The 21,232-nt window shown below is 64.6% G+C and carries 30 protein-coding genes; 25 read left to right on the forward strand and 5 right to left on the reverse strand.

All coding sequences use genetic code 11. The features are described from left to right. The first annotated feature begins 126 nt into the window (after positions 1 to 126). Complete coding sequence (locus tag FHS84_RS08790) at positions 127 to 807, forward strand: hypothetical protein (RefSeq protein ID WP_166933099.1); 681 nt, start codon at positions 127 to 129, stop codon at positions 805 to 807. A gap of 267 nt (positions 808 to 1,074) precedes the next feature. Here the strand turns inward: FHS84_RS08790 and FHS84_RS08795 are convergent, their stop codons facing one another. Then, entirely contained in the window at positions 1,075 to 2,934 is a 1,860-nt protein-coding gene (locus FHS84_RS08795) for a B12-binding domain-containing radical SAM protein (RefSeq protein ID WP_166933101.1), read from the reverse strand. A gap of 283 nt (positions 2,935 to 3,217) precedes the next feature. Between FHS84_RS08795 and FHS84_RS08800 the strand changes: the two genes are divergently transcribed. From FHS84_RS08800 to FHS84_RS08810, 3 genes are all read left to right on the forward strand, one after another. Beyond that, complete coding sequence (locus FHS84_RS08800) at positions 3,218 to 3,598, forward strand: metalloregulator ArsR/SmtB family transcription factor (RefSeq protein WP_166933105.1); 381 nt, start codon at positions 3,218 to 3,220, stop codon at positions 3,596 to 3,598. Continuing rightward, a complete protein-coding gene (locus tag FHS84_RS21540; protein ID WP_208393775.1) occupies positions 3,582 to 4,541 on the forward strand; it encodes an SRPBCC domain-containing protein in 960 nt (319 codons plus the stop codon). The genes FHS84_RS08800 and FHS84_RS21540 overlap by 17 nt, the downstream gene beginning before the upstream one ends. A 261-nt stretch (positions 4,542 to 4,802) precedes the next feature. Further along, the gene (locus tag FHS84_RS08810; protein WP_166933107.1) at positions 4,803 to 5,450 is read left to right on the forward strand and encodes a glutathione S-transferase family protein; all 648 of its coding nucleotides are present in this window, start codon (positions 4,803 to 4,805) and stop codon (positions 5,448 to 5,450) included. Here the strand turns inward: FHS84_RS08810 and FHS84_RS08815 are convergent. Next, complete coding sequence (locus FHS84_RS08815; protein WP_166933110.1) at positions 5,443 to 5,886, reverse strand: MarR family winged helix-turn-helix transcriptional regulator; 444 nt, start codon at positions 5,884 to 5,886, stop codon at positions 5,443 to 5,445. The two genes, FHS84_RS08810 and FHS84_RS08815, sit on opposite strands and share 8 nt — an antisense overlap. A 90-nt stretch (positions 5,887 to 5,976) precedes the next feature. On the opposite strand from FHS84_RS08815, the gene FHS84_RS08820 reads away from it, so the two are divergent. From FHS84_RS08820 to FHS84_RS08835, 4 genes are read left to right on the forward strand one after another with little or no spacing between them, the layout of a single operon-like run. After that, a complete protein-coding gene (locus FHS84_RS08820; RefSeq protein ID WP_166933112.1) occupies positions 5,977 to 6,390 on the forward strand; it encodes a VOC family protein in 414 nt (137 codons plus the stop codon). Between the two features lie 3 nt (positions 6,391 to 6,393). Then, positions 6,394 to 6,858, forward strand: coding sequence for a VOC family protein (locus FHS84_RS08825; RefSeq protein ID WP_166933114.1), 465 nt, complete (start codon positions 6,394 to 6,396; stop codon positions 6,856 to 6,858). Then, positions 6,855 to 7,469 (forward strand): dihydrofolate reductase family protein, encoded by a 615-nt coding sequence (locus tag FHS84_RS08830; RefSeq protein ID WP_208393776.1) that lies wholly within the window; start codon positions 6,855 to 6,857, stop codon positions 7,467 to 7,469. The genes FHS84_RS08825 and FHS84_RS08830 overlap by 4 nt, the downstream gene beginning before the upstream one ends. Before the next feature lie 56 nt (positions 7,470 to 7,525). Beyond that, a complete protein-coding gene (locus FHS84_RS08835; RefSeq protein WP_166933116.1) occupies positions 7,526 to 7,906 on the forward strand; it encodes a hypothetical protein in 381 nt (126 codons plus the stop codon). A gap of 282 nt (positions 7,907 to 8,188) precedes the next feature. Here the strand turns inward: FHS84_RS08835 and FHS84_RS08840 are convergent, their stop codons facing one another. After that, positions 8,189 to 8,515, reverse strand: coding sequence for a hypothetical protein (locus FHS84_RS08840; protein WP_166933118.1), 327 nt, complete (start codon positions 8,513 to 8,515; stop codon positions 8,189 to 8,191). A gap of 761 nt (positions 8,516 to 9,276) precedes the next feature. Between FHS84_RS08840 and FHS84_RS08845 the strand changes: the two genes are divergently transcribed. Beyond that, positions 9,277 to 9,690, forward strand: a complete 414-nt coding sequence (locus FHS84_RS08845) for a hypothetical protein (RefSeq protein ID WP_166933120.1) — start codon at positions 9,277 to 9,279, stop codon at positions 9,688 to 9,690. Continuing rightward, positions 9,626 to 10,888 (forward strand): terminase large subunit domain-containing protein, encoded by a 1,263-nt coding sequence (locus FHS84_RS08850; RefSeq protein ID WP_208393777.1) that lies wholly within the window; start codon positions 9,626 to 9,628, stop codon positions 10,886 to 10,888. The genes FHS84_RS08845 and FHS84_RS08850 overlap by 65 nt, the downstream gene beginning before the upstream one ends. Positions 10,889 to 10,898: 10 nt before the next feature. Here the strand turns inward: FHS84_RS08850 and FHS84_RS08855 are convergent, their stop codons facing one another. Both FHS84_RS08855 and FHS84_RS08860 read right to left on the reverse strand, forming a co-directional pair. Then, positions 10,899 to 11,228, reverse strand: a complete 330-nt coding sequence (locus FHS84_RS08855; protein ID WP_166933124.1) for a hypothetical protein — start codon at positions 11,226 to 11,228, stop codon at positions 10,899 to 10,901. Continuing rightward, positions 11,221 to 11,550: a hypothetical protein gene (locus tag FHS84_RS08860; protein ID WP_166933126.1), complete on the reverse strand. Its 330-nt coding sequence runs from the start codon at positions 11,548 to 11,550 to the stop codon at positions 11,221 to 11,223. The genes FHS84_RS08855 and FHS84_RS08860 overlap by 8 nt, the downstream gene beginning before the upstream one ends. A gap of 104 nt (positions 11,551 to 11,654) precedes the next feature. Here FHS84_RS08860 and FHS84_RS08865 point away from each other — a divergent pair, with 104 nt between their 5' ends. From FHS84_RS08865 to FHS84_RS08935, 15 genes are all read left to right on the forward strand, one after another. After that, positions 11,655 to 12,818, forward strand: a complete 1,164-nt coding sequence (locus FHS84_RS08865) for a phage portal protein (protein WP_166933128.1) — start codon at positions 11,655 to 11,657, stop codon at positions 12,816 to 12,818. 309 nt (positions 12,819 to 13,127) lie between these two features. Further along, positions 13,128 to 13,661, forward strand: coding sequence for a hypothetical protein (locus FHS84_RS08870; RefSeq protein ID WP_166933130.1), 534 nt, complete (start codon positions 13,128 to 13,130; stop codon positions 13,659 to 13,661). A gap of 215 nt (positions 13,662 to 13,876) precedes the next feature. Then, positions 13,877 to 14,131, forward strand: coding sequence for a hypothetical protein (locus tag FHS84_RS08875; protein WP_166933132.1), 255 nt, complete (start codon positions 13,877 to 13,879; stop codon positions 14,129 to 14,131). A 213-nt stretch (positions 14,132 to 14,344) separates the two neighbouring features. Then, positions 14,345 to 14,836 carry an HK97 family phage prohead protease gene (locus FHS84_RS08880; protein WP_166933134.1) on the forward strand — a complete coding sequence of 164 codons (492 nt, stop codon included), beginning with the start codon at positions 14,345 to 14,347 and terminating at the stop codon, positions 14,834 to 14,836. A gap of 9 nt (positions 14,837 to 14,845) precedes the next feature. Beyond that, positions 14,846 to 16,075, forward strand: coding sequence for a phage major capsid protein (locus FHS84_RS08885; protein WP_166933136.1), 1,230 nt, complete (start codon positions 14,846 to 14,848; stop codon positions 16,073 to 16,075). A 202-nt stretch (positions 16,076 to 16,277) separates the two neighbouring features. Further along, positions 16,278 to 16,826, forward strand: a complete 549-nt coding sequence (locus FHS84_RS08890; RefSeq protein ID WP_166933138.1) for a head-tail connector protein — start codon at positions 16,278 to 16,280, stop codon at positions 16,824 to 16,826. A 30-nt stretch (positions 16,827 to 16,856) separates the two neighbouring features. Next, positions 16,857 to 17,171, forward strand: a complete 315-nt coding sequence (locus tag FHS84_RS08895) for a phage head closure protein (RefSeq protein WP_166933140.1) — start codon at positions 16,857 to 16,859, stop codon at positions 17,169 to 17,171. Further along, the gene (locus FHS84_RS08900; protein WP_166933142.1) at positions 17,168 to 17,557 is read left to right on the forward strand and encodes a DUF3168 domain-containing protein; all 390 of its coding nucleotides are present in this window, start codon (positions 17,168 to 17,170) and stop codon (positions 17,555 to 17,557) included. The genes FHS84_RS08895 and FHS84_RS08900 overlap by 4 nt, the downstream gene beginning before the upstream one ends. A gap of 196 nt (positions 17,558 to 17,753) precedes the next feature. Continuing rightward, positions 17,754 to 18,167 carry a phage major tail protein, TP901-1 family gene (locus FHS84_RS08905; RefSeq protein WP_166933144.1) on the forward strand — a complete coding sequence of 138 codons (414 nt, stop codon included), beginning with the start codon at positions 17,754 to 17,756 and terminating at the stop codon, positions 18,165 to 18,167. A 36-nt stretch (positions 18,168 to 18,203) separates the two neighbouring features. Next, positions 18,204 to 18,551 carry a GTA-gp10 family protein gene (locus FHS84_RS08910; protein ID WP_166933146.1) on the forward strand — a complete coding sequence of 116 codons (348 nt, stop codon included), beginning with the start codon at positions 18,204 to 18,206 and terminating at the stop codon, positions 18,549 to 18,551. 23 nt (positions 18,552 to 18,574) lie between these two features. Beyond that, complete coding sequence (locus tag FHS84_RS21835) at positions 18,575 to 18,685, forward strand: phage tail assembly chaperone (protein WP_341801818.1); 111 nt, start codon at positions 18,575 to 18,577, stop codon at positions 18,683 to 18,685. A gap of 3 nt (positions 18,686 to 18,688) precedes the next feature. Next, positions 18,689 to 19,198, forward strand: coding sequence for a phage tail tape measure C-terminal domain-containing protein (locus FHS84_RS08920; RefSeq protein ID WP_166933150.1), 510 nt, complete (start codon positions 18,689 to 18,691; stop codon positions 19,196 to 19,198). Between the two features lie 17 nt (positions 19,199 to 19,215). Beyond that, positions 19,216 to 19,839 carry a DUF2460 domain-containing protein gene (locus FHS84_RS08925; RefSeq protein WP_166933152.1) on the forward strand — a complete coding sequence of 208 codons (624 nt, stop codon included), beginning with the start codon at positions 19,216 to 19,218 and terminating at the stop codon, positions 19,837 to 19,839. Continuing rightward, positions 19,836 to 20,711, forward strand: coding sequence for a DUF2163 domain-containing protein (locus tag FHS84_RS08930; protein WP_166933154.1), 876 nt, complete (start codon positions 19,836 to 19,838; stop codon positions 20,709 to 20,711). Before FHS84_RS08925 ends, FHS84_RS08930 begins: the two co-directional genes overlap by 4 nt. 67 nt (positions 20,712 to 20,778) lie before the next feature. Next, a complete protein-coding gene (locus FHS84_RS08935; RefSeq protein WP_166933156.1) occupies positions 20,779 to 21,231 on the forward strand; it encodes an NlpC/P60 family protein in 453 nt (150 codons plus the stop codon). Position 21,232: the final 1 nt, after the last annotated feature.

Raw genomic sequence — 21,232 nt, forward strand, 5'->3', positions numbered from 1 at the left:
ACGGCCCCCCGTGCATTCCGTGTTGATCTATCTGCAAATTTCCCGCCGGGCAATGCGGGGTAGCGTCTCGGGCTGGTGTCCGGGGACGCGTCCGGATAGGCTTATGCCAATGTTAGGGGGTGTGGGATGGGCTGGATGATTTTTGCCCCGCTCGCCGTTGCGGCGCTCGGGCTTGTCGCGTTCGTTGCCGGTATCGTTCACGCCGTGAAGCTCCGTCCGGGCAAAGCGAGCGTGCGGCTCGGCGGTGGCGGTCTTCTCGCCATCGGGGGACTGGCGGCCGGACTGATCGGCCTCAATCTGCAAAGCTACGAACGGCTGACCTACGAAGTGCCGCTGGCCGACGTGACGGTGCGTGCCGTCGATCCCGCGCATAAGCTCTACGCCGTGACCGTGACGCGTCTCGACGCCACCCATTTCGTCCAGACCTGCACGTTGCAAGGCGATGCCTGGGAAATCGGCGGCCGTTTCCAGAAGTGGAAGCCGTGGGCCAACGAGATCGGGCTCAACGCCACCTATACGCTCGACCAGATTTCCAACCGCTATTACCGCGCCATCGACGGCGACGGCCAGCGCATCACCGCCTGCGATCTGAAGGCGCCGCAGCCCGAAGCCGTCCAGTATTTGCCGGATGTCGTGGTGCGCTGGGTGCTGAAACACATGCTGGTGGAAGACCGCTTCTTCGGCTCGGCCAGTTTCATGCCGATGGCCGATGGCGCCGAATACAAGGTGATCGCCACCCAGTTCGGCTTCAACGCCGAGCCGGTCAACGCTCCCGCCCGCGCCGCCAACCAGCAACGGGCGTTCTGAATCTTTTCTGCCCCACGCGGCCTTTTCTGCCCCACGCGGGCGCAACGCTTTCTCACGCGGCACTGTGACCGCGGGGGGAGTGAGTAGCGCCAGCGTACGAACCCGCGTAAGCGGGGAAGGGGGGATCGTTTCGGCGCGAAGAAAAGCCCCCCTTCGTCATCCGCCGCTACGGCGTCGGCTGACACTTCCCCCCACGGTCCGAGTGCCGGCGCAAAAAGTCTTGCGCCCGTGGAGGGCAGAAAAGAGCGAATCCGCGAAGCCTGGGCTTTACCCCTTCGGCACCAGTACGAGCTGGAACGCCGACAAATCGATGGTGAGGCGTTCGCGCGTGACCTCGGAAATCTGCAGGAACACGCGGTCGCCGTACTGCGAGAGGCGCTTCAAGAGTTTTTCGAGATCGTCGAGCCGCTCCAGCGGCAGCGTGTCGGCGGCCAAGAGGATGCGCGTGCGCGACTGCTTCAAGAGCTTCCGCAGTTGCGGCCGGGCCTTGCGGACGGCGGCGAAGCTGAGCGCATCGTCGAGCCGGATGTTGAGGCTCGGAAGTCCGGCATACTGGCGGCCGATCCACACCTGACCCTGTTCGACATAGCGGCCGATTTTGGCGCGGGCGTTTTCGATGAGATGCAGATCGTCGCCGAACGTGCACCACAGATTGTCGGCGGCATACTTGCGCATCGACAGCCCCGCGATCCAGTCGGCGATCATCGTCGGCACCAGATGCGGTTTCGTCAGCGGCCAGGTACGGAAGAAGTGCCATAGCCGGCTTGGTCCGCCGGGGATCAGCCCTTTGCTGATCAGGCGCCAGAACAATCCCAGCGTCTCGGCCAGCGTATAGCCGCCGCGGTAACCGGTCTTGCCCATATAAGCGAGCTTGTTCTTGATGCGGGTGGCGATGCCGTCGTCGGTGAGGAGGCGGCGATAGACGTCGGCATAAAGCCGCGCGATGGTCTCGTCGCTCATCGTCTTGTGAATGACGTTGCTCGAGACCGAGGTGTTGTCGGATTCGTCCGCCACCTGGCGCAGCCGGCCTTCGCGTTCGAGCCGCTCATAGAGCGGCGTCTTGGGCAGCGCCGCCAGCCGGCCGATCATCGCGGTCTGGATGCCGGAATCGGTGATGAAGCGGTATTGCTGCTCGAAGGTGGCTTCGCTGTCGTTGTCGAAGCCGATGATGAACCCGGCCAAGACTTCCATGCCGCGCGAATAGATGCGGCGCACGCTGGTCAACAGGTCTTCGCGCAGGTTCTGCGACTTGCCGGTTTCCTTGAGCGAGGCCGGATCGGGCGACTCGATGCCGATGAACACCCAGTTGAAATTGGCGGCCTTCATCAGGCTCATCAATTCCTCGTCCTGGGAGAGATTGATCGACACTTCGGTGCCGAACGAGAACGGGCGGCCGTTCCGCGTCTGCCAGTCGGCAAGATAGGCGAACAGCTTCTTCGCTTCCTTCTTGTTGCCGATCATGTTGTCGTCGACGAAGAAGATCGAGGTGATGCCGAGGCCCTTCAAGACGTCGAGTTCGCGGCCGATCTGGGCCGGGCTTTTCATCCGCGGCTTGCGTCCGAACATCACGATGATGTCGCAGAACTCGCAGGTATAAGGACAGCCGCGCGAATACTGCACGGTGGCATTGGCATAAAGCTTCAGCTTGAGGAGATCGAAGCGCGGCACCGGCGAATCGGCGAGGTTTACGGTGCCGGTCTCGCGATAGAGCGGCTTGGGATGGCCGGCTTCGAAGTCGCGGCAGAATTCCGGCCAGATGTATTCGCCTTCGCCCGCCACCACGGCGTCGGCGATGCCTTCGTACTTCTCCGGGCACAGCGATGCGTTCGAGCCGCCGACGACCACGAAGTAACCATGATCGCGGTAATACTGGATCAATTCCTTCTGGCGCGGTTCCTGGACACCCATGCCGGTGATGCCGATGATGTCGGCCTTGGGTGCGAGCGGCACCGACTCGACGTTCTCGTCGACGATTTCGACATCCCAATGCGTGGGCGTGAGGGCGGCGACGGTGGCGATGCCGAGCGGCGGATTAAGAGCCCGCTTGCCGGGCAGGATGTCGTTCACCGCCCATTTGAAGCTCCAGAAACTCTCAGGCACGCGCGGATTGATCAGCAGAAGACGCATTCACCCCTCCATCACGGCCGTTACGGAAGAACCTGCCCCCCATATGTGTCAAGCATAAGAAAAGTTCGCAGGCCAACGGCAGGTTGCGGGCTCTCCGCACGGTGCGCTCTGTGCGGAGATTTATGGTTGTATTGAACCGTACGGTTAAATAGCAAAATCTTGCCGCATCGTCCGCGCGCCCCGTCTTTCCGCGCCGCACCAGCCGCCGGACGGCAACGAGCGATGTCACAGCGGCCCCGCTTGACCGCCGCTGGCGCCGCTGCTTTCTTAACCGGAAGGTTAAATGAGGGGGATTGCCGTGCCGCCGCATCGTCAAGGAGTCGATCACTTGAGCGTTACTTTTGCTGCGCTTGCCGATCCGACGCGCCGGGCCATGCTGGCGCAGCTCGCCCTGCGCGACATGAGCGTCGGCGAACTCGCCGAGCCGTTCGACATCTCGCTGCCCGCCGTCTCGAAGCATCTGAAGGTGCTGGAGCACGCCGGCTTGGTGCGCCGCAGCCGCAAGGCCCAATACCGTCCCTGCCGGATCGATGCCGAAGCGATGAAGCCGGCCGTCGAGTGGCTGGGCCAGTTCGCGCTTCTGTGGGAAGCGCGGTTCGACCGTCTCGAGGATTACCTGGCTGAACTGACCGCAAAGGAGAGAAAACGTGGACGCCGGAAATAGCCTTGCCGACCGCACGCTTGTTGTATCCCGAACGATCGAAGCGCCGCGCGCGCTGGTATTCGATGCCTTCACCGATCCCGATCATCTCGCCCGCTGGTGGGGGCCCGACGGTTTCACCACCACCACGTCGGCGTTCGACATGCGCCCCGGCGGGGTCTGGCGTTTCGTCATGCACGGCCCCGACGGCCGCGACTACAATAACTACGTCGTCTACGACGAGATCGTGCCGCCGGAGCGGCTGGTGTTTCATCATCTCGGCGACGCCGAGCCCGGCCTGGAGAAAGTGCATCATTCGACCACCATCCGCTTCGAGGATTTGGGCGGGCGTACCCGCATCACCTTGACCGCGGTGTTTCCGACCGCCGAGGAAATGGCGATGGTGGTGCGCGAGCACAAGGCGGACAAAGGCGGCGAACAGACGCTCGGCCGTCTCGCGGCGATGCTCGACGAGGATGTGTTCGTGTTCACCCGCCGCTTGGCGGCGCCGCGCGAAACGGTGTGGCGGATGTGGACCGAGGCGGAGCATCTGGCGCGCTGGTGGGGGCCGAAGAATTTCGAATGGATTTCCGGCACGCTCGACCTTCGTCCCGGCGGCGTCTTCCATTACGGCATGAAAGGCCCCAGCGACATGGAGATGTGGGGCAAGTTCGTGTTCCACGAGATCGTGCCGCCGGAACGCCTCGTCTACACCAACTCCTTCTCCGATGCGCAAGGCGGCCTGACGCGGGCGCCGTGGTTCGCCGATTGGCCGCTCGAAGTCTACAACATCCTGACGCTTGCCGCCGACGGTGACGGCACGGTGGTCACGCTGCGCGGCGCCCCGATCCACGCCGGTGAAGCCGAACGCGCCCGCTTCCGCACGATGAAGACTTCGATGACCCAGGGCTTCACCGGCACCTTCGATCAACTCGAGACCTATCTGAAGACCGGCGCGGGGCGATAGAAAATATTGTCATCCCCGGCCGAGCTAGCGTAGCGCAGCGAGGGGAAGGGGACCCAGGTCTACGTGTTTCGTGGTTCAGACGGAATGGAGATGTACCACATCGCTGCCGTACGGATGATCTCGACACCTGGGTCCCCTTCCCTCGTACTCCTCGCTTCGCGCGGAGTACTCGCCGGGGATGACAGTCGTTTTTCACGCCTTCCCCCTTGCGCCCGCGCAGCATAAATGTTGATATCAACCCATTCCAACCGGGAGACACACATGGCTTTGTCGTTCTACTACCATCCGCTGTCGTCCTATTGTCAGAAAGCGCTGATCGCGCTGTACGAGAACGATATTCCCTTCGAGCCGGTGCAGATCGATTTGCGCGATCCTGACTCGCGCGCCAAGCTCACCGCATTGTGGCCGATCAGCAAGTTCCCGGTCTTGAAGGACGGCGATTGGGTGGTGCCGGAATCCTCGATCATTATCGAGTATCTCGACCAGAATTATCCCGGCCCGGTGCGCTTTCTTCCCGCCGATCCGCAAGTGGCGCGCCAGGTGCGCATGCGCGACCGCTTCTTCGATTTGTATGTCGATGAAACCATGGCCAAGATCGTCGGCGATGCCATGCGCCCCGAAGGCAAGACCGATCCGTTCGGCGTCGATCAGGCGCGCACCCGTCTCGAAACCGCGCTCACGATGGTCGACAACGCGATGGCCGAGAAGACCTGGGCGATGGGTGATGCCTTTACGCTGGCCGATTGCGCCGCCGCGCCGGCGTTGTTCTATGCCAACATGGTGACGTCATTCGAAACCCGCCTGCCGCACGCCGCGGCGTACCTGAAGCGTCTCTGCGAGCGCCCGTCGTTTGCCCGCTGCCTCGCCGAAGCCAAGCCCTATCTCGATATGGTTCCGAAACCTAAGTGAGCGCCAAGAGGTCCTTGCGCAACGCGTCGCCGCCGCGAGGCAGGGCGCGTTCGATGGCCGCGTGCTCGCGCTTCCAGATCGGCACCGCGGCCGACAAGAGTGCTTCGCCGTCGTCGGTCAGGATCAGGCGGCGGCTGCGGCGGTCTTCCTTGTCGACGGCGATCCGCACCAGCTTGCGCCGGACCAGCGGCTTCAACGCCGCGGTCAGGGTGGTGCGGTCCATGGCGAGAAGATCGGCGACGTCTTTCATGGTCGGCGGCGCCGGGCGGTTGAGGCTCATCAGCAGCGAGAACTGGCCGCTCGTCATTCCCAAGGGGCGCAGCGCCTCGTCGAACCGCCGCGCCAATGTACGGGCGGCGCGCTGCACATGCAGACACAGGCAAGTATCGCGGACCAGGATTGTCGTGTCGTAAGGAACCGGCTTGCGTGTGACCATTCTATAATTTGGATTGATATCAACCTAAAAAGCAAGTACGTAAAGCGCGTCAAAACGTCCACCGCCATCCCCCCAACCAGGAGACTCCCGATGTACGTCACCCCCTACATTTTCTTCAACGGCAACTGCGCCGAAGCCCTCGGCTATTACGAAAAGGCGCTCGGCGCCCGCGTTCTGGCGCGCATGACCTATGGCGACAGCCCGGCCAAGGATCAGGTCGCCAAGGAGATGCACGGCAAGGTGATGCACTCGGCGATGGCCATCGGCAACACCATGCTGATGGCGGCCGACGACTGCATGTCGAAGACACCTATTCAGCACGGCGGCTATTCGCTGACCGTCAGTGTCGACTCGGCGGACAAGGCGCGGCATGTGTTCGATGCGCTGGCCGATGGCGGCACCGTCAGCATGCCGCTGGACAAGACCTTCTTCGCCGAGGCGTTCGGCGTGGTCCAGGACCGCTACGGCGTGCGCTGGATGGTCATCTGCGAAGCGGCGCACTGAGCCATGGGGCAAATCACCCCGTTCCTGTGGTTCGACACCGAGGCGGAGGAGGCCGCGAAGTTCTACGTCTCGGTGTTTCCCAATTCGAAGATCACCGGCGTCACGCATTACGGCCCCAACACGCCGCCGCACAATCCGCGGCCCGAAGGCAGCGTGATGACCGCGGAATTCGAACTCGACGGCAAGCCGTTCGTCGCCCTCAACGGCGGACCCGAGCCGAAATTCAATCACGCGGTGTCGTTCGTGGTCGCCTGCAAGGACCAGGCGGAACTCGACCGCTATTGGGAGAAGCTCACCGCCGGCGGCAAGGAAGTCGCCTGCGGCTGGCTCACCGACCGCTACGGCCTGTCGTGGCAGGTCGTGCCCGAGGACATCGGCAAGCTCGCGCACTCCAAGGCGGCGATGCAGGCCATGATGGGCATGGTCAAGATCGATATCGCCGCGTTGCGCAAGGCCGCCGGATCGTGACCGGCCGTCTTGTTCTCAAAATGTCGATGTCGCTCGACGGGTTCGTGTGCGGACCCGCGGGCGAGGTCGACTGGATCTTCGAGACCTTCGACGAGGGCGCGGTCGCCTGGACGGTCGCGACCCTGGCCGAAGCCGACGTCCATATCATGGGCAGCCGCACCTTCGCCGATATGGCGGCGTGGTGGCCGACTTCGACGGAGCCGTTCGCTGCGCCGATGAATGAGAAACCCAAAGTCTCGTTCGCGCGCAGCGGCCCGGCCTCCACCACGGCGGCGCTGAAAGATGCCACGCGGGCGCGGGAGGCGCGCGGCGAAAGCGAAGCGGAATCCGCGGCGCAGGCAAGCTGGCGCGACGCCGAAATCGCCCGCGGCGATCTGGCGGCGGAGATCGCGGCGTTGAAACGGCGCTACGGCACGATCCTCGCCCATGGCGGAGCGCGCTTCGCCCAAAGTCTCGTCGCCTGCGGTCTGATCGACGAGTACCGGCTGCTGATCCATCCGGTTGCGCTCGGCCGCGGGATGCCGCTGTTCACTGAGTCCCGCACGCGGTTGCGCCTGCTCGGCACCCAGGCATTTTCAGCCGCGGTGGCACACATCTACGCAGCGGCGTGAACGACGGAACCGGCCGGCACGTGCGTTAAAACCAGCAGTTTGGTCTGGAGGATGCCGTGCCGATCCGTTCCCTTCTTCTTGCTTTCTGCGCCGCCGTATCGCTGACCACGGCCGCCGTTGCCGCCGATCCCGTCGACAAATGCCCGCCGCGCCCCGGCTTCGCCATGCTGTCGCAAGAGCAGCGGCTGATGATGTTCGCCGACCTCAAGGCCCAGGCCGAAGCGAGCGCCGTCGACATCGAGGTTCTGCGCCCGATGCAGCGCGAGAAATTCCGCGCCATGAGCGAGGACCAGCGCAAAGCCTATTTCGCCGATCTGACCAAGCGCTGGAATGCGCTTCCCGCCGGCGACAAGCTGAAGCTCAAGGCCGAAGCGCTGCAATGGCGCGCCGAGCACCCCCGCCCCGAAGGTCGCCCCGGTTGCCCGCCGGTGAAGTAGGGGCGGCTTTTCCGACCTGCACTCATCTTTTCTGCTCGCGCGGATGCACGCCACTTTTCTGCCCTCCACGGGCGCACCGGTTTTGATGCTGGTACTAAGACCGTGGGGGGAAGTGTCAGCCGACGCCATAGCGGCGGATGACGAAGGGGGGCTTTATTGCGCAGTGACGATCCCCCCTTTCCCGCGTGCGCGGGACTTCCCCCCGCGGTCTAGGTGCAAGCGGCAAAATCTCTGCGCCCGCGTGGGGCAGAAAAGAGGGGCGTGGGGCAGAAAAGGTCGCCATCACCGCCGCCGTGACTGCGTACCGAAATAAAATCCCACCACCGAGCCGAGCAGCGTCACCACCGGTCCGAACACGATATTGAGCAGCAGCGCCAGCCGGTCGGCGTCGGCCTTGGACTGGTCGGCGGCGATGCGGGCCGCCGCGGCCAGCCGGTCGACATCGGCGGCCGAATGCACGGTCGCGACGATCGCGCGATTGGCTTCGGCTTCGATGACGAACAGCACCACGAAGCCGAGCAGCACCATCGCGATCAAGAGCACCAGCAAGGCGGTGCCGATCAGCCGGCGGGAGGCGTCGAGGCGGTTGGGAGCAGCGGAAAAGGCCATGGTCGGACCGGGGGCTGACATTGCGGACCATGATACAATTCGTATGTTAGGTATACAATCCCAAACTTAGCCGTGCCCAGCGGCAACATCACAGGCCCGCTGTGCGCCGGGCGCATTCCGTAGCCCACGCTGCGGCAACAATCTCCTCGTTGTTCCCGGTCGGGCAAGTGAAGTGCAGCGCGAGGAGAGCGAGCGCCTTGTTCCTCAGATCGCATTTTGGGCACGCGTAAGCGCACCCCCACTTTTCTGCCCTGCACTCATCTTTTCTGCCCCACACGGTCCCCCTTTTCTGCCCCACACGGGCGCAAGGCTTTTCACACCGGCACTCGGACCGTGGGGGGAAGTGTCAGCCGACGCGTAAGCGGTGGATGACGAAGGGGGGGCTTATCGGGTGCAAGCATGATCCCCCCTTCGGTCGCTTGCGCGACCACTTCCCCCCGCGGTCTCAGTGCGAGCGGAAAAACCTTCGCGCCCGCGGAGGGCAGAAAAGTGCTCCGCGCGAACTGCTTCGGCTTTATATCTTGTCCATCTGTAGCCGCCGCAGGCGTGCGAAGGGCCGCTCCGTCGCAAAAATATTTTCGCCCAGTTGCGACTCGTTCCGAGACATCTGTTGTTCATGTTGCCCGCAGCGGCGGAATTAGTCCGCTGGACGTACAAGAAATTTCTTTCTCGTGTCGCAGGCCGAAAGATTTTTGAAAACTCCCCTTGAAGAATGCGGGTAGTTTCCCCATCTGACATACATCCCCAAAAAAGTAAGCCCAATGACCGAAACGAGCCAGAAGCAATCCGGCTCGGCCTATTCGCGCACGCATCCCAGCTACTGGATCGGCGTGGAGGCCGAGGACATTCCACAAGGATGGATGGACGATATGGTGAAACGACTATTCGACGTGATGAATCGCAACTTGATCCGCCTCGAAACGGCGCAAGCCAAGGTCAACGACAAGGACAAGGAGCAGGATACGATCATCAAGGAAGCCGCGCAGCATCAGCGCATGGCCTCGCAGATCCGCGCGGATATAGAGCGGCTGCGCAAGCTCGAAATGAAGAAGCAAACCAGAAAGCCGAAGGTGACGGTCAGCGATGACGAAGAGCGCGCCGAACTGCAGCGTGAGATCGATCGCATCATTGCCGCGTGCAACCCGCCAAACGCTGGTTCGGGAACTGCCGGCTAGGCTGATCCGACGCCTGCGTACGGATTGGATTTATCAGGCCCGCCCCGAACAACTGCCGCCGCCGGGCGACTGGCGCACCTGGTTGTTTCTCGGCGGGCGCGGCTCGGGCAAGACGCGGGCCGGTGCGGAGTGGATCGCCGACGGCGTACGCCGCCGCAAGATGCGCCGCATCGGCGTCATCGGCGCCACCTGGCACGACGTGCGCAGTGTGATGATCGAAGGCGAATCCGGTTTGCTGGCCGCCACCGATGCGACGTTCGAAGCCTCGAACCACCGCATCAAATGGGCCAACGGCGCCATCGCCGATGTCGTCAGTGCGGAGGAGCCCGATGCGGTGCGCGGCCATCAGTTCGATTGCGTCTGGGCCGACGAGTTCTGCAAGTGGGCCTATCCGCAGGAAAGTCTCGACATGATCGTGATGGCGCTGCGCCTCGGCAAAGACCCGCGCATGCTGGTCACCACCACGCCGCGCGCCATCAAGGCGCTGAAGGATTTGATGGCGATGCCGGATGTCGTCCGCACCCATTCGACCACCAAGGAAAACGCCGCCAATCTGGCGCCGACCTTCCTCGCCGGACTGGAGCTGCGTTATGGCGGCACCCGTCTCGGCCGTCAGGAGATGGAGGCCGAGCTGATCGAGGACAACGACGCCGCCTTGTGGAAGCGCGATTGGATCGAGGCCGCGCGCGTGCGCGTCGCGCCGTCGTTCAATCGCGTTGTCGTGGCGGTCGATCCGCCCGTCTCGGTGGCGGGCGACGAATGCGGCATCGTCGCCGCGGGGCGCGACGACGACGGCCAAGGTTACGTCATCGCCGACCGTTCGGTGGCGGGTCTCACCGCGGCCGGCTGGGCGGCGCGCGTCGCCGAAACGTTCGCGGCGTACCACGCCGATGCCATCGTCGCCGAAGCCAATCAGGGCGGCGATATGGTCAAACAAGTCTTGATTGATGCCTTGCCCAACGCGCCGGTTCGGCTGGTGCACGCGGTGCGCGACAAGCGCACCCGCGCCGTGCCCGCCGCTGCGCTGTACGAGCAAGGGCGCATTCATCACATCGGCGCCTTTGCCGATCTCGAAGATCAGATGGTGAGTTACGACGGCAGCGGCCAAAGTCCCGACCGCATGGATGCGCTGGTCTGGGCGCTGGCCGACCTCTTCCCGCTCACCCGCGCCAACCCGAGAGTGAGGAGGGTGGAATGAGCGCGCGGCGTTACAGCTCGCACAGCCACTGGAAGGTGGCGACAATGGCGATGTCGGAGCGGCCCACCACGCGGGCGTCGAACTGGCCGAAGCCGATGCTGCAGATGCCGTCCATTTCGATGTCGATTTCGTCCTGATCGGCGATCTCGATGAAGTCGTCGCGCTGGGTGTGCCGCGTCATGTGCAGGCTGGCGGTGAACCGGTTACCGTCGATCTCGTAGCTGCCGGTGGTGAAATGGGTCTGGTCGCAGCCGGTGATGGTGCCTTCGCTGGCGGCCACGATGTTGAAGCCTTTGCAGTCGCCGGCTTCGAAGAAGACTTTGTAAATTCCGTCACGCATGGGAGTGCCAGGTTATCTCGAAGCCCATCTTGAAATCCGGCACGTCGGGCACGGTGGCGTTGAGCACCGCGAATTCGTCGCCGGTCGGGCCTTCGACCCGCAGAAGGAAGTCGTCGCGGTCCGGCATGTTGACGGGCTTGGATTTGTCGTTGAGCCGCTTGCAGCGCACTTCGGCGATCAGCCGTCCGAGCTGGATGATGTAACGGCCGACGAACGCATAGCTTTTATGGCAGGCCAGAACGTCGCCGTCCTTGAGATACACGGCGCCTGCCGTTTTGCCGTGGGCGCCGTTGAGCCAGATCCGATAGATGCCGTCGCGCATGCTGTTCCCCCGGTGCGGGAATTTGCACCGCGTTTCTTAAAGGAAGGTTCGCAATTCCGGCTCGGGCGCCGCCCGGCCATGGATTTTTGTCGCAAGGAGTCACCATGATGAAACCATTCTGGCGCCGCGCGCCGGAAACCAAAACCGCATCGCCGGCGCTGATCGCGCTGTCGCTGATGGGATCGCCGCGCTGGTCGGGCCGCGATTTCCTCGCCGCTGCACGCGAGGGTGTGCTGAAAAATGCCGTCGCATACCGCTGCGTGCGGATGATCGCCGAGGGCGCCGCCTCGGTGCCGTGGCTCGTTTATGACGGCCGCAAGGAATTGGAAACCCATCCGCTCTTGTCGCTGCTCGCCCGTCCCAATCCGGAAGAGGAGGGTTCGGCGCTGTTCGAGCGCTGGTACGCCTTCCTGCAAACCGCGGGCGACGCTTATCTCGAAGCCGCCAGCGCGTCGGGCGCGGTGCGCGAGCTTTATGTGCTGAGGCCCGATCGCGTCTCGGTGGTCGCCGATGCGCGCGGCTGGCCGGTCGCCTACGATTACAAGGTCGACGGCCGCACCACGCGGCTGGCGCGCGAGCCGTCCGGTTTCATGCCGGTCTTGCACGGCCGTCTGTTCCATCCGCTCGACGATCATTACGGCCTGTCGCCGATGGCCCCCGCCGGCACCGCGCTCGATGTCCACAATGCCGGCGCCGCCTGGGTCAAGGCGTTGCTCGACAATGCGGCGCGTCCGTCCGGGGCGCTGGTCTACAAAGGTCCCGATGGCGGCAGCCTGACCGACGAGCAGTTCAACCGCTTGAAGCGCGAACTCGAAGACTCCTATCAAGGCGCCGCCAATGCCGGCCGGCCGATGGTCTTGGAAGGCGGGCTCGAATGGCGCTCGATGAGCTACACGCCGTCGGAACTCGATTTCGCCAATTCCCGCGCCGTCGCCGCGCGCGAGATCGCGCTGGCGTTCGGGGTGCCGCCGATGCTGCTGGGTCTGCCCGGCGACAACACCTATGCCAATTATCGCGAAGCCAATCTCGTGTTCTGGCGCCAGACCGTGTTGCCGCTGGTCGCCAAGACCGCGCGCATGCTGACCGCCTGGCTGGCGCCCCGTTTCGGCGAGAGTTTGCGCATCGGTTACGACTCCGACGCCGTCGACGCGCTGGCGCTCGAACGCGAGGCGGTGTGGGAGCGCCTGTCGCAAGCAAGCTTCCTCACCCTCAACGAACGCCGCGCCGCCGCCGGCTATTCGGCAGTGGAGGGTGGGGATGGAGTGTAGATGTCATCCCCGTTCCTTTTCTGCCCCACACGGGCGCGATGCCTTCCTTTTCTGCCCCACACGGGCGCACCGGTTTTCGTGTCGGCACTCAGACCGTGGGGGGAAGTCCCGCGTAAGCGGGGAAGGGGGGGTACCTCTGCACGAATTGATCCCCCCTTTGTCATCCGCCGCTTATGCGTCGGCTGACACTTCCCCCCGCGGTCATCGTGCCGCTCGAGAATTTTTGCGCCCGCGTGGGGCAGAAAAGTGGGCGTGCCTCCGCGTGACATCCTCTTTTCAATGTGAGTGCACAGCGCTAAAGGACTTCTCATGGCTGTTTCGAATACCAGTTGCGGCGAATGCTCGGTGTGTTGCGAGGCGCTGACCTTCGACATCGGCGCCACGCGCAAGCTGTCGGGCGTGATGTGCCCGCATTGCCGTCCGCCGCACGGTTGCGGCGTCTACGACACCCGCTGGCAGATCTGCCGCAGCTATCTCTGCGGCTGGCGTCATCTCGGCCTGCCCGAGGAATGGCGGCCGGACAAATCGCAGATCCTGATCACGCTGCGCGAAGGCCCGTCGCCCGACGGGCTTTCGAACGGCGTCGAATTCCTGCTCCTCGGGTCGCACGAACGCATCACCTGGCTGCCGCTGATCAAGTTCATCGCCGCGCTGATCGAAACGCCGCAGCCGGTTTATCTCTCGATCCTCGGCGAGGTCGGTTACCAGGCGCCGTGGGTCTACTTGAACAACATACCCGCGCTGCGAGACGCCATCATCAGTCGCGATCTTGCCAAGACCAACGCCGCCCTCGCCGCAGCGCTGCAGATTTTGCGCGACTATCCGAAGACCAAGATTCCCTAACCTTTCCCCCCTCGCGGAGCCGAACCCTCTACGCCGCACCTACGCCTGAATAGCGGGCGAGGTGGCGCGGCGTCGCGCCAGCGAAGCCGGGACGGAGGGGCAGGTTTTTCGAGACGGGGACCCAGGTGGAGCCCCCCCCTGGCCGAAAGATGCGCGTCGGCCCCTCAGCGCGCATCCGGCCCACCTGGGTCTCCACCTATATAAGAGTGTACGCCATGACCCTGACCGATATCGTCCAGCCGGTGCTGGACCGCAAACTCCCGGCCGCCCTCGTGGCGGCCTTTTTGTTGCAGACGGCGGGTGCGCTGTTCTGGGCGGGTTCCGCCGCCGAACGCATCGCCACACTCGAACGCTCCGCCGTGGCCGAACAGGACGCCTTGGCGCGCGTCGCCGTGCTCGAAAGCCAGATCGCCACCATCCGCGCCAGCCTCGATCGCATCGAGAACAAGCTGGATAAAAGACAAAACTGACTGTCATCCCCGGCCGAGCCAGCGTAGCGCCGCGAAGGGAAGGGGACCCAGGTATCCAAGCCTGCACGCTTCAAGCCATGTGCCGCAGTTTCTCTCCCGCTGCGCACTCGCCGACATCGTGCGGTTGACGGCACCTGGGTCCCCTTCCCCTCGTTCGGCTCCCTTCGGTCGCCGCTCTCGGCCGGGGATGACATCTCATTTGAAGGTACCCCCATGCCTCTGATCCATACGCTCCGGCGGCCGCTCAGCCGCCGCGTTGCACCGTTGCGCCTTGCCACGCTCGGGCCCGACGAGTTCGAAGGCTATGCCTCGCTGTTCGGCGTCGCCGACGGCGGCGGCGACATCGTGATGCCGGGCGCGTTCGCCGCCACGCTGCGCCGCCGCCCGCCGCATCGCGTTCGTATGCTCTACCAGCACACCGCCGCCGAGCCGCTCGGCGTCTGGCAGGACATTCGCGAGGATACGTGCGGGCTTTATGTCCGCGGCCGTCTGGTGCTCGACGTCCAGCGCGCCCGCGAAGTGCGGTCGCTGTTCGCCGACGGCGCCCTCGACGGCCTTTCCATCGGCTTTCGCACCGTGCGCGCCAGGAAATCCGGCGTTCACCGCCTGCTCACGGAAATCGAGCTTTGGGAAATTTCGGTCGTGACCTTCCCGCTGCTCGCCGGTTCTTCGGTCACGGCCGTGGGCGCCGACGCCCGCCAATAGGAGACCCTCATGGACCTCGAAACCAAGGCCATCACCCCCGACATCAAGAACGCGTTCGACGATTTCCTTTCCGCCTTCGAAGCCTTCAAGCAGGCCAATGACGAGCGCCTCGCCGAACTCGAAACCCGCTCGGCCGACATCGTCACCGAAGAAAAGGTCGACCGCATCAATCGGGCGCTGGACGAGCACAAGCGCGTGCTCGACGACTTGACGCTCGCCGCCAGCCGTCCTGCGGTCGGCAGCGAGAAGAAAGCCGCACCGCAGGCGCGCGAACAGAAAGCCGCGTTCGAGCGCTATGTCCGCGCCGGCGACGCCTCCGGTTTGCTCGAACTCAAAGCGATGAGCGCCGGATCGAATGCCGACGGCGGCTACACCGTGCCGCTCGAGATCGAACAGACCATCGACCGCGTGCTGACCAAGGTCTCGCCGATGCGTGCCATCGCCAGCGTGCGCCAGATCGGCGGCAACATTTATCGCAAGCCCATTGCCACTGCCGGTGCCGCGTCGGGCTGGCTCGCCACCGAAACCACCGCGATTTCGACGCCCACCAACACGCCGACTTTGGCGGCGATCGATTTCCCGACGATGGAACTCTACGCCATGCCGGCGGCGACCCAGACCCTGCTCGACGACAGTCAGGTCGATCTCGAATCCTGGCTCGCCGAGGAAGTGCAGACCGTGTTCGCCGAACAGGAAGGCGCCGCTTTCGTCTCCGGCAACGGCACCTCGGCGCCCAAGGGTTTCCTCACCGAGACCAAAGTCGCCGACGCGTCGTGGAGTTGGGGCAATCTCGGCTATGTCGCCACCGGCACCGACGCCGCGTTCCCGGCCACGGCGCCGACCGACGTGCTGATCACCCTCGCTTACGCACCCAAGCAAGGCTATCGCGCCAATGCGAGCTGGGTGATGAACCGCAAGACCGAAAGCGTGATCCGCAAGTTCAAGGATGCGCAGAACAACTATATCTGGCAGCCCGGTTCCGCCGCGGGTCAGCCGCCGACGCTGCTCGGCTATCCGGTCGCCGAGGCCGAGGACATGCCCGACATCGCGTCGGCCGCCTATGCCATCGCGTTCGGCGATTTCAAGCGCGGCTATCTCATCGTCGACCGCATCGGCGTCAAGGTGCTGCGCGATCCGTACTCCGCCAAGCCGTACGTGCTGTTCTACACGACGAAACGCGTCGGCGGCGGGGTGCAGAATTTCGAAGCCATCAAGCTGCTCAAGTTCGCGGCCAGCTAACAAGCTGTCATCCCCGGCCGAAGCTGCGTAGCGGCGAAGGGGAAGGGGATCCAGGTATCAGCACCGTGTGTTCTTCGTGGTGAGCACAATCGGCTTCTAATCGGAAACGATGTGCCGCTGTCTTGACCTGGATCCCCTTCCCCTCGCTTTCTCGCTGCGCTCGAAAATCTCGGCCGGGGATGACATTTATGGGAATGGAAAGATGTCTCTCCAACTCCTCACGCCGCCCGCGGCGGAGCCGGTCACGCTCGCCGAGGCCAAGGCGCATCTGAAGATCGACACGTCCGACGAAGATGCGCTGGTCGCGACTCTCATCACCGCCGCGCGGGCGCGGGCCGAATGGCACACCGGCCGCGCGTTCGTCACCCAGCGCTGGCGTCTGCGTCTCGATGCCTGGCCGCAGCAAGGTGTCATCGAACTCCCGCTGCCGCCGCTCGTCAGTGTCGAAGAGGTTGCCGTCACCGATGCCGGCGGCATCCGCAGCGTGCTCGATCCGGCGGCCTATCGCGTCGATGCCGCCTCCGCGCCGGGCCGCGTTATTGTCACTGTCCGCCCGCCGTCCTTGCGTGCCCGCGACGGTCTCGAGGTCGCGTTCACCGCCGGATACGGCGACGCGAGTGCGGTGCCGGTCGCGATCCAGCAAGCGATCCTCGAAGTCGTCGCCGATCTCTACACCCATCGCGGCGACGACGATCCGGTCGGCGTATCCGGTCAGGCGCTTCTGGCGCCCTACCGGGTGTTCAAACTGTAGCGAACGCCTTCCTCGCACAAAGGACATTCCATGCTCGCTCACTTGAAACAGCGCGCCACGCTGCTGTCGCGCGTCGTCGCGCCCGATGGCGGCGGCGGCTTCAGCGAAAGCTGGCAGAGCGTCGGTCAGGCGTGGGTCCGGATCACGCCGCTCGGCACCAGCGAGAAATTCGGCGCCGATGCGCTTCAAACCCGCATCCGCCATCGCCTCGTCACCCGCGCCCGCGACGACATCGTCGACGGCATGCGTCTCGCCGTCGGCGAGCGCAGCTTCGCCGTGCACGCGGTGCTCGGACACGATGCGACGGACGCCTATCTCACCTTGATGTGCGAGGAGCTGCCATGACCGCCGCCTGGGCTTTGCAGAAAGCGGTCTACGCCGCGCTCACGGCCGATGCCGCTCTCGCCGCGCTTTGCGGCGGGCGCGTGTTCGATGCCGTGCCGAAGAATGCCGTCTTTCCCTATGTCGTGATCGGCGAAGCGGAAGAACGCGACGGCGGCAGCATCGTCACCCATGCGCTGACCTTGCATCTGTGGTCGCGCTCCCATGGCGCGCGCGAGATCAAGCTGATCGCCGATGCGGTGCGCGCCTGTCTCGATGGCGCGCCTCTCGCGCTCGACGGCCACGTCCTGATCGCACTCGCTTTCGTGTCGGCCGATTACGTCCGCCAATCCGACGGCGAAACCTGGCGCGGAAGCCTCCGCTTCCGGGCCACCACCGAACCCAACTGATTGTCATCCCCGGCTGAGCAAGCGCAGCGCGGCGAGGGGAAGGGGATCCAGGTATCAGCACCGCAAAATTTTCGCGGTGGGGCACGATCCGTTTCCGATCGGAAGCTGTTGTCTCGACCTGGATCCCCTTCCCCTCGTTCGTCTCACTTCGTTCGTCGCCCTCGGCCGGGGATGACATCTTGAAAGGAGTCTCCCCATGACCGCACAGCGCGGCAAAGATTTGCTCATCAAGATCGGCGACGGTGGCTCGCCCGAAGTCTTCACCACGGTGGCCGGGCTCAAGGCGACCGGGCTCGCCTTCAACGCCACCGCTATCGACGTCACCAATGCCGATTCCGCCGACATGTGGCGCGAGCTGCTCAATGCCGGCGTCAAATCGGCGACCGTCACCGGCTCCGGCGTGTTCCGCGACCAAGCCTCGGACGCCACGCTGCGCAGCGTGTTCTTCGCGCAGAGTCTGGCCAACTGGCAGATCGTGATCCCGAGTTTCGGCATCGTCTCCGGCCCGTTCAAGCTGACCCAGCTTCATTACGAAGGCCCTTATGACGGCGAGGTGAAGATCACCCTCTCGCTCGCCTCGGCCGGCGCGTTGTCGTTCACGGCGATCTAACCACCTCCCCCTTGTGGGGAGGTTAAGGAGAAAACCATGCCCAATGCCATTCGCGGCGAGGCCGCGCTCGAAGCAGGCGGCAACAGCTATCGCTTGCTGCTCACCCTCGGTGCGCTGGCCGAAATCGAAGACGGTCTCGGTTTGGCCGATCTCGCCGAAGTCGGCCCGCGCCTGAAACACGCCCGCGCCGCCGATCTTGCCATTGTTGCGGCGGCGCTGCTACGCGGCGGCGGTCACGCTCTGTCGCCTGCTGACGTGCTCGCTTTGCCGTGCGAGATCGGCGCGCTGGTCGCCGCCGTCGCGCAAGCCTTCGACCGCGCGGGCTTAAGCGGCGAGGGCGCCGGCCGCCCTTTCGCTGGGACGATCTCCTCGCCCTCGGGCTAGGCCGTCTCAAGCTCGCGCCGTCCGTGTTCTGGTCGCTGTCGTTCGCCGAATGGCGTGCGCTGCTGTCACCGCAGCGTGCGCCCGCGCTCGACCGCGCCGGTTTCGAAACCCTGATGAACGCTTTTCCGGATTGAGCCATGGCCACTGAAACCAATCTCGACAGCGCCGGCAAGGCGCTCGCCGATTTCGCCTCCGGTCCCGTCGCCAGCGCGGCGGACAGCATCGGACAGACGATGGACCGCACCTTTGGCGCGATGGAGAACGCCATCGCCCGCTTCGTCGTTTCGGGCAAGGCGTCGATTGCCGACTTCGTCGCCTCGGTGGTGTCCTCGCTCGATCGCTTGGCGGTGAAGGACTATCTCCTCGCCCCGCTCGAAGGCGTGGTCAGCAGCGTGGTGCAATCGATCATGCCGGTCGGCGGCGCCCGCGCCGAAGGCGGACCGGTCGATGCCGGAAAATCCTATCTCGTCGGCGAGAACGGTCCCGAGACCTTCGTGCCGTCCGAGAGCGGCACCATCGTGCCCAATGCGCGGCCGTCCATCGTCCTCAACGTCCAGGCGCGCGACGCCCAGACCTTCCTGAAATCGGAAACCCAGCTCGCCGCGATGCTGGCGCGGGCTTTGGCGCGCGGGCAACGAAATTTGTGACATGGGGAATTTGTGACATGACCTTCCACGAAATCCGCTTTCCCACCACCATCGCGTTCCACTCGACCGGCGGGCCCGAGCGCAAGACCGAGATCGTCACGCTGGGCTCCGGCTTCGAGGAGCGCAACGGCGTCTGGCTGCATTCGCGCCGCCGTTACGATGTCGGCTACGGCATCAAGACGCTCGACGACATCCATGCCGTGATCGCCTTCTTCGAAGCGCGCGCCGGGCGGCTTTACGGCTTCCGCTTCAAGGATTTTGCCGATTTCAAATCGTGCGCGCCGCAAACCGCAGCGACTCCGCGCGATCAGACGCTGGGAACCGGCGACGGCACGACGAAGAGTTTCGCGCTCAAGAAGACCTACGCCTCCGGCCCGACCGGTTGGACCCGCGCCATCGTCAAGCCGGTGGCCGGCACGGTGCGGGTTGCCGTCGGCGGCGTCGAAACCTCGGCCTTCGCGCTCGATGCAACGACCGGCGTCGTCACGCTCACGACTGCGCCTGCAACAGGCGCTGCGGTCACCGCCGGATTCGAATTCGATGTGCCGGTGCGCTTCGACACCGATGCGCTGGCGATCAATCTCGCCGGATTCCGCACCGGCGAAATCCCGTCCATCCCACTGGTGGAGATCCGCGTATGAAATCGCTGTCCTCGGTGCTGCAGACCCATCTTTCCTCCGGCACCACCACGCTTTGCTGGTGCTGGAAGATCGTCCGCCGCGACGGCGTCGTGCTCGGCTTCACCGATCACGATGCGCCGCTCGCATTCGCGGGAACGAATTTCGCCGCCGCCACCGGCTTCACCGCCGGCGAGATGAAATCGGCCGCCGATCTGTCGGTCGACAATCTGTCGGTGATCGGTGCGCTTAATGCCGGCAGTCTCAACGAACACGATCTCGCCAGTGGCCTGTTCGACAACGCGGCCATCGAGATCTGGCGGGTCAATTGGACGGCGCCCGAGCAGCGCGTGCTGATGCGCTCCGGCACCCTCGGCGAAGTCAAACGCGGCAAGACGGCGTTCGAGGCCGAAGTGCGCGGGCTGACACAGGCCTTGAACCAGCCGGTCGGCCGCGTCTTCAGTCACACCTGCGATGCCGTGCTCGGCGATGCGCGCTGCACCGTTGCCGTCGCGCCGGTCGCCGGAACGGTGATCGCCGCCAGCGACGCCCGACGCTTCACCGCGACGCCCCTCAATACCGCCGGCTGGTTCGCAGGCGGCAAGCTGACCTTCACCTCCGGCGCCAATACGGGCCGCGCCATGGAGGTCAAGCGCCACACCGTGGCGAACGGCGCCGCCGCGTTCGAACTCTGGCAGGCGATGAGCGAAGCCATTGCGGCCGGCGACGCCTTCACCGTCACGCCCGGCTGCGATCATTCCTTCGCCGCCTGCAAGGCGAAGTTCGCCAACGCCGTCAATTTCCGCGGCCATCCTTACATGATCGGTGCCGATGCCGCCTTCGCCGCCGCGTCCTCGTCCACGCCGCTCGATGGAGGCAGCCGCTATGGCAACTGAAAAATCACCTCCCCCTTGCTTGCCGGGGCGTAGCTCCGCTGGAGCGAAGGCCGGTGGGGAGGTCGAAATGCGCAGCGTTTCGGGTGGGGGGCTGACGGAGAAGTCTGCTTCGGTCCTGGACATCGCCCGGTCCTGGATCGGCACGCCTTATGTGCATCAGGCGTCGGTGAAAGGCGCCGGTTGCGATTGCCTCGGCCTGTTGCGCGGGGTGTGGCGCGAGCTTCACGGCGAAGAAGCGGAAGACATTCCGCCTTACCGGCCCGATTGGGATGCGTCCGGCGGCGAGGCGTTGCGCGACGGTCTTGCCCGTCATCTTGCGCCGATCGCGGTGAAGGACATCGCGCCCGGCGACGTCGTGTTGTTCCGCATGGTGCCGCGCGCCAGCGCCCGCCACTGCGCCATCGTCGGCGCCAAGGACGGCGTCCTCACGCTGATCCACGCCCGCCAGAACAGGCGCGTCGGCGAAGAACCGCTGTCGCCGTTCTGGCGCGCCAAGCTCGCTTACGCCTTCCGTCTCTAGC

This window comes from Rhizomicrobium electricum, assembly GCF_011762045.1.
In the GTDB taxonomy this organism is placed as follows: Bacteria; Pseudomonadota; Alphaproteobacteria; order Micropepsales; family Micropepsaceae; genus Rhizomicrobium; species Rhizomicrobium electricum.

Coding starts and splice junctions, on each gene's coding strand:
- FHS84_RS08790 (WP_166933099.1), top strand. CDS start 127: ATGGGCTGGATGATTTTTGCCCCGCTCGCCGTTGCGGCGCTCGGGCTT.
- FHS84_RS08855 (WP_166933124.1), bottom strand. CDS start 11,228: ATGCGTGACGGAATTTACAAAGTCTTCTTCGAAGCCGGCGACTGCAAA.
- FHS84_RS08925 (WP_166933152.1), top strand. CDS start 19,216: ATGACCTTCCACGAAATCCGCTTTCCCACCACCATCGCGTTCCACTCG.
- FHS84_RS08890 (WP_166933138.1), top strand. CDS start 16,278: ATGTCTCTCCAACTCCTCACGCCGCCCGCGGCGGAGCCGGTCACGCTC.
- FHS84_RS08905 (WP_166933144.1), top strand. CDS start 17,754: ATGACCGCACAGCGCGGCAAAGATTTGCTCATCAAGATCGGCGACGGT.
- FHS84_RS08810 (WP_166933107.1), top strand. CDS start 4,803: ATGGCTTTGTCGTTCTACTACCATCCGCTGTCGTCCTATTGTCAGAAA.
- FHS84_RS08935 (WP_166933156.1), top strand. CDS start 20,779: ATGCGCAGCGTTTCGGGTGGGGGGCTGACGGAGAAGTCTGCTTCGGTC.
- FHS84_RS08825 (WP_166933114.1), top strand. CDS start 6,394: ATGGGGCAAATCACCCCGTTCCTGTGGTTCGACACCGAGGCGGAGGAG.
- FHS84_RS08800 (WP_166933105.1), top strand. CDS start 3,218: ATGAGGGGGATTGCCGTGCCGCCGCATCGTCAAGGAGTCGATCACTTG.
- FHS84_RS08900 (WP_166933142.1), top strand. CDS start 17,168: ATGACCGCCGCCTGGGCTTTGCAGAAAGCGGTCTACGCCGCGCTCACG.
- FHS84_RS08870 (WP_166933130.1), top strand. CDS start 13,128: ATGGCTGTTTCGAATACCAGTTGCGGCGAATGCTCGGTGTGTTGCGAG.
- FHS84_RS08840 (WP_166933118.1), bottom strand. CDS start 8,515: ATGGCCTTTTCCGCTGCTCCCAACCGCCTCGACGCCTCCCGCCGGCTG.
- FHS84_RS08820 (WP_166933112.1), top strand. CDS start 5,977: ATGTACGTCACCCCCTACATTTTCTTCAACGGCAACTGCGCCGAAGCC.
- FHS84_RS08875 (WP_166933132.1), top strand. CDS start 13,877: ATGACCCTGACCGATATCGTCCAGCCGGTGCTGGACCGCAAACTCCCG.
- FHS84_RS08895 (WP_166933140.1), top strand. CDS start 16,857: ATGCTCGCTCACTTGAAACAGCGCGCCACGCTGCTGTCGCGCGTCGTC.
- FHS84_RS08865 (WP_166933128.1), top strand. CDS start 11,655: ATGATGAAACCATTCTGGCGCCGCGCGCCGGAAACCAAAACCGCATCG.
- FHS84_RS08795 (WP_166933101.1), bottom strand. CDS start 2,934: ATGCGTCTTCTGCTGATCAATCCGCGCGTGCCTGAGAGTTTCTGGAGC.
- FHS84_RS08885 (WP_166933136.1), top strand. CDS start 14,846: ATGGACCTCGAAACCAAGGCCATCACCCCCGACATCAAGAACGCGTTC.
- FHS84_RS08910 (WP_166933146.1), top strand. CDS start 18,204: ATGCCCAATGCCATTCGCGGCGAGGCCGCGCTCGAAGCAGGCGGCAAC.
- FHS84_RS08880 (WP_166933134.1), top strand. CDS start 14,345: ATGCCTCTGATCCATACGCTCCGGCGGCCGCTCAGCCGCCGCGTTGCA.
- FHS84_RS08930 (WP_166933154.1), top strand. CDS start 19,836: ATGAAATCGCTGTCCTCGGTGCTGCAGACCCATCTTTCCTCCGGCACC.
- FHS84_RS08860 (WP_166933126.1), bottom strand. CDS start 11,550: ATGCGCGACGGCATCTATCGGATCTGGCTCAACGGCGCCCACGGCAAA.
- FHS84_RS08845 (WP_166933120.1), top strand. CDS start 9,277: ATGACCGAAACGAGCCAGAAGCAATCCGGCTCGGCCTATTCGCGCACG.
- FHS84_RS08920 (WP_166933150.1), top strand. CDS start 18,689: ATGGCCACTGAAACCAATCTCGACAGCGCCGGCAAGGCGCTCGCCGAT.
- FHS84_RS08815 (WP_166933110.1), bottom strand. CDS start 5,886: ATGGTCACACGCAAGCCGGTTCCTTACGACACGACAATCCTGGTCCGC.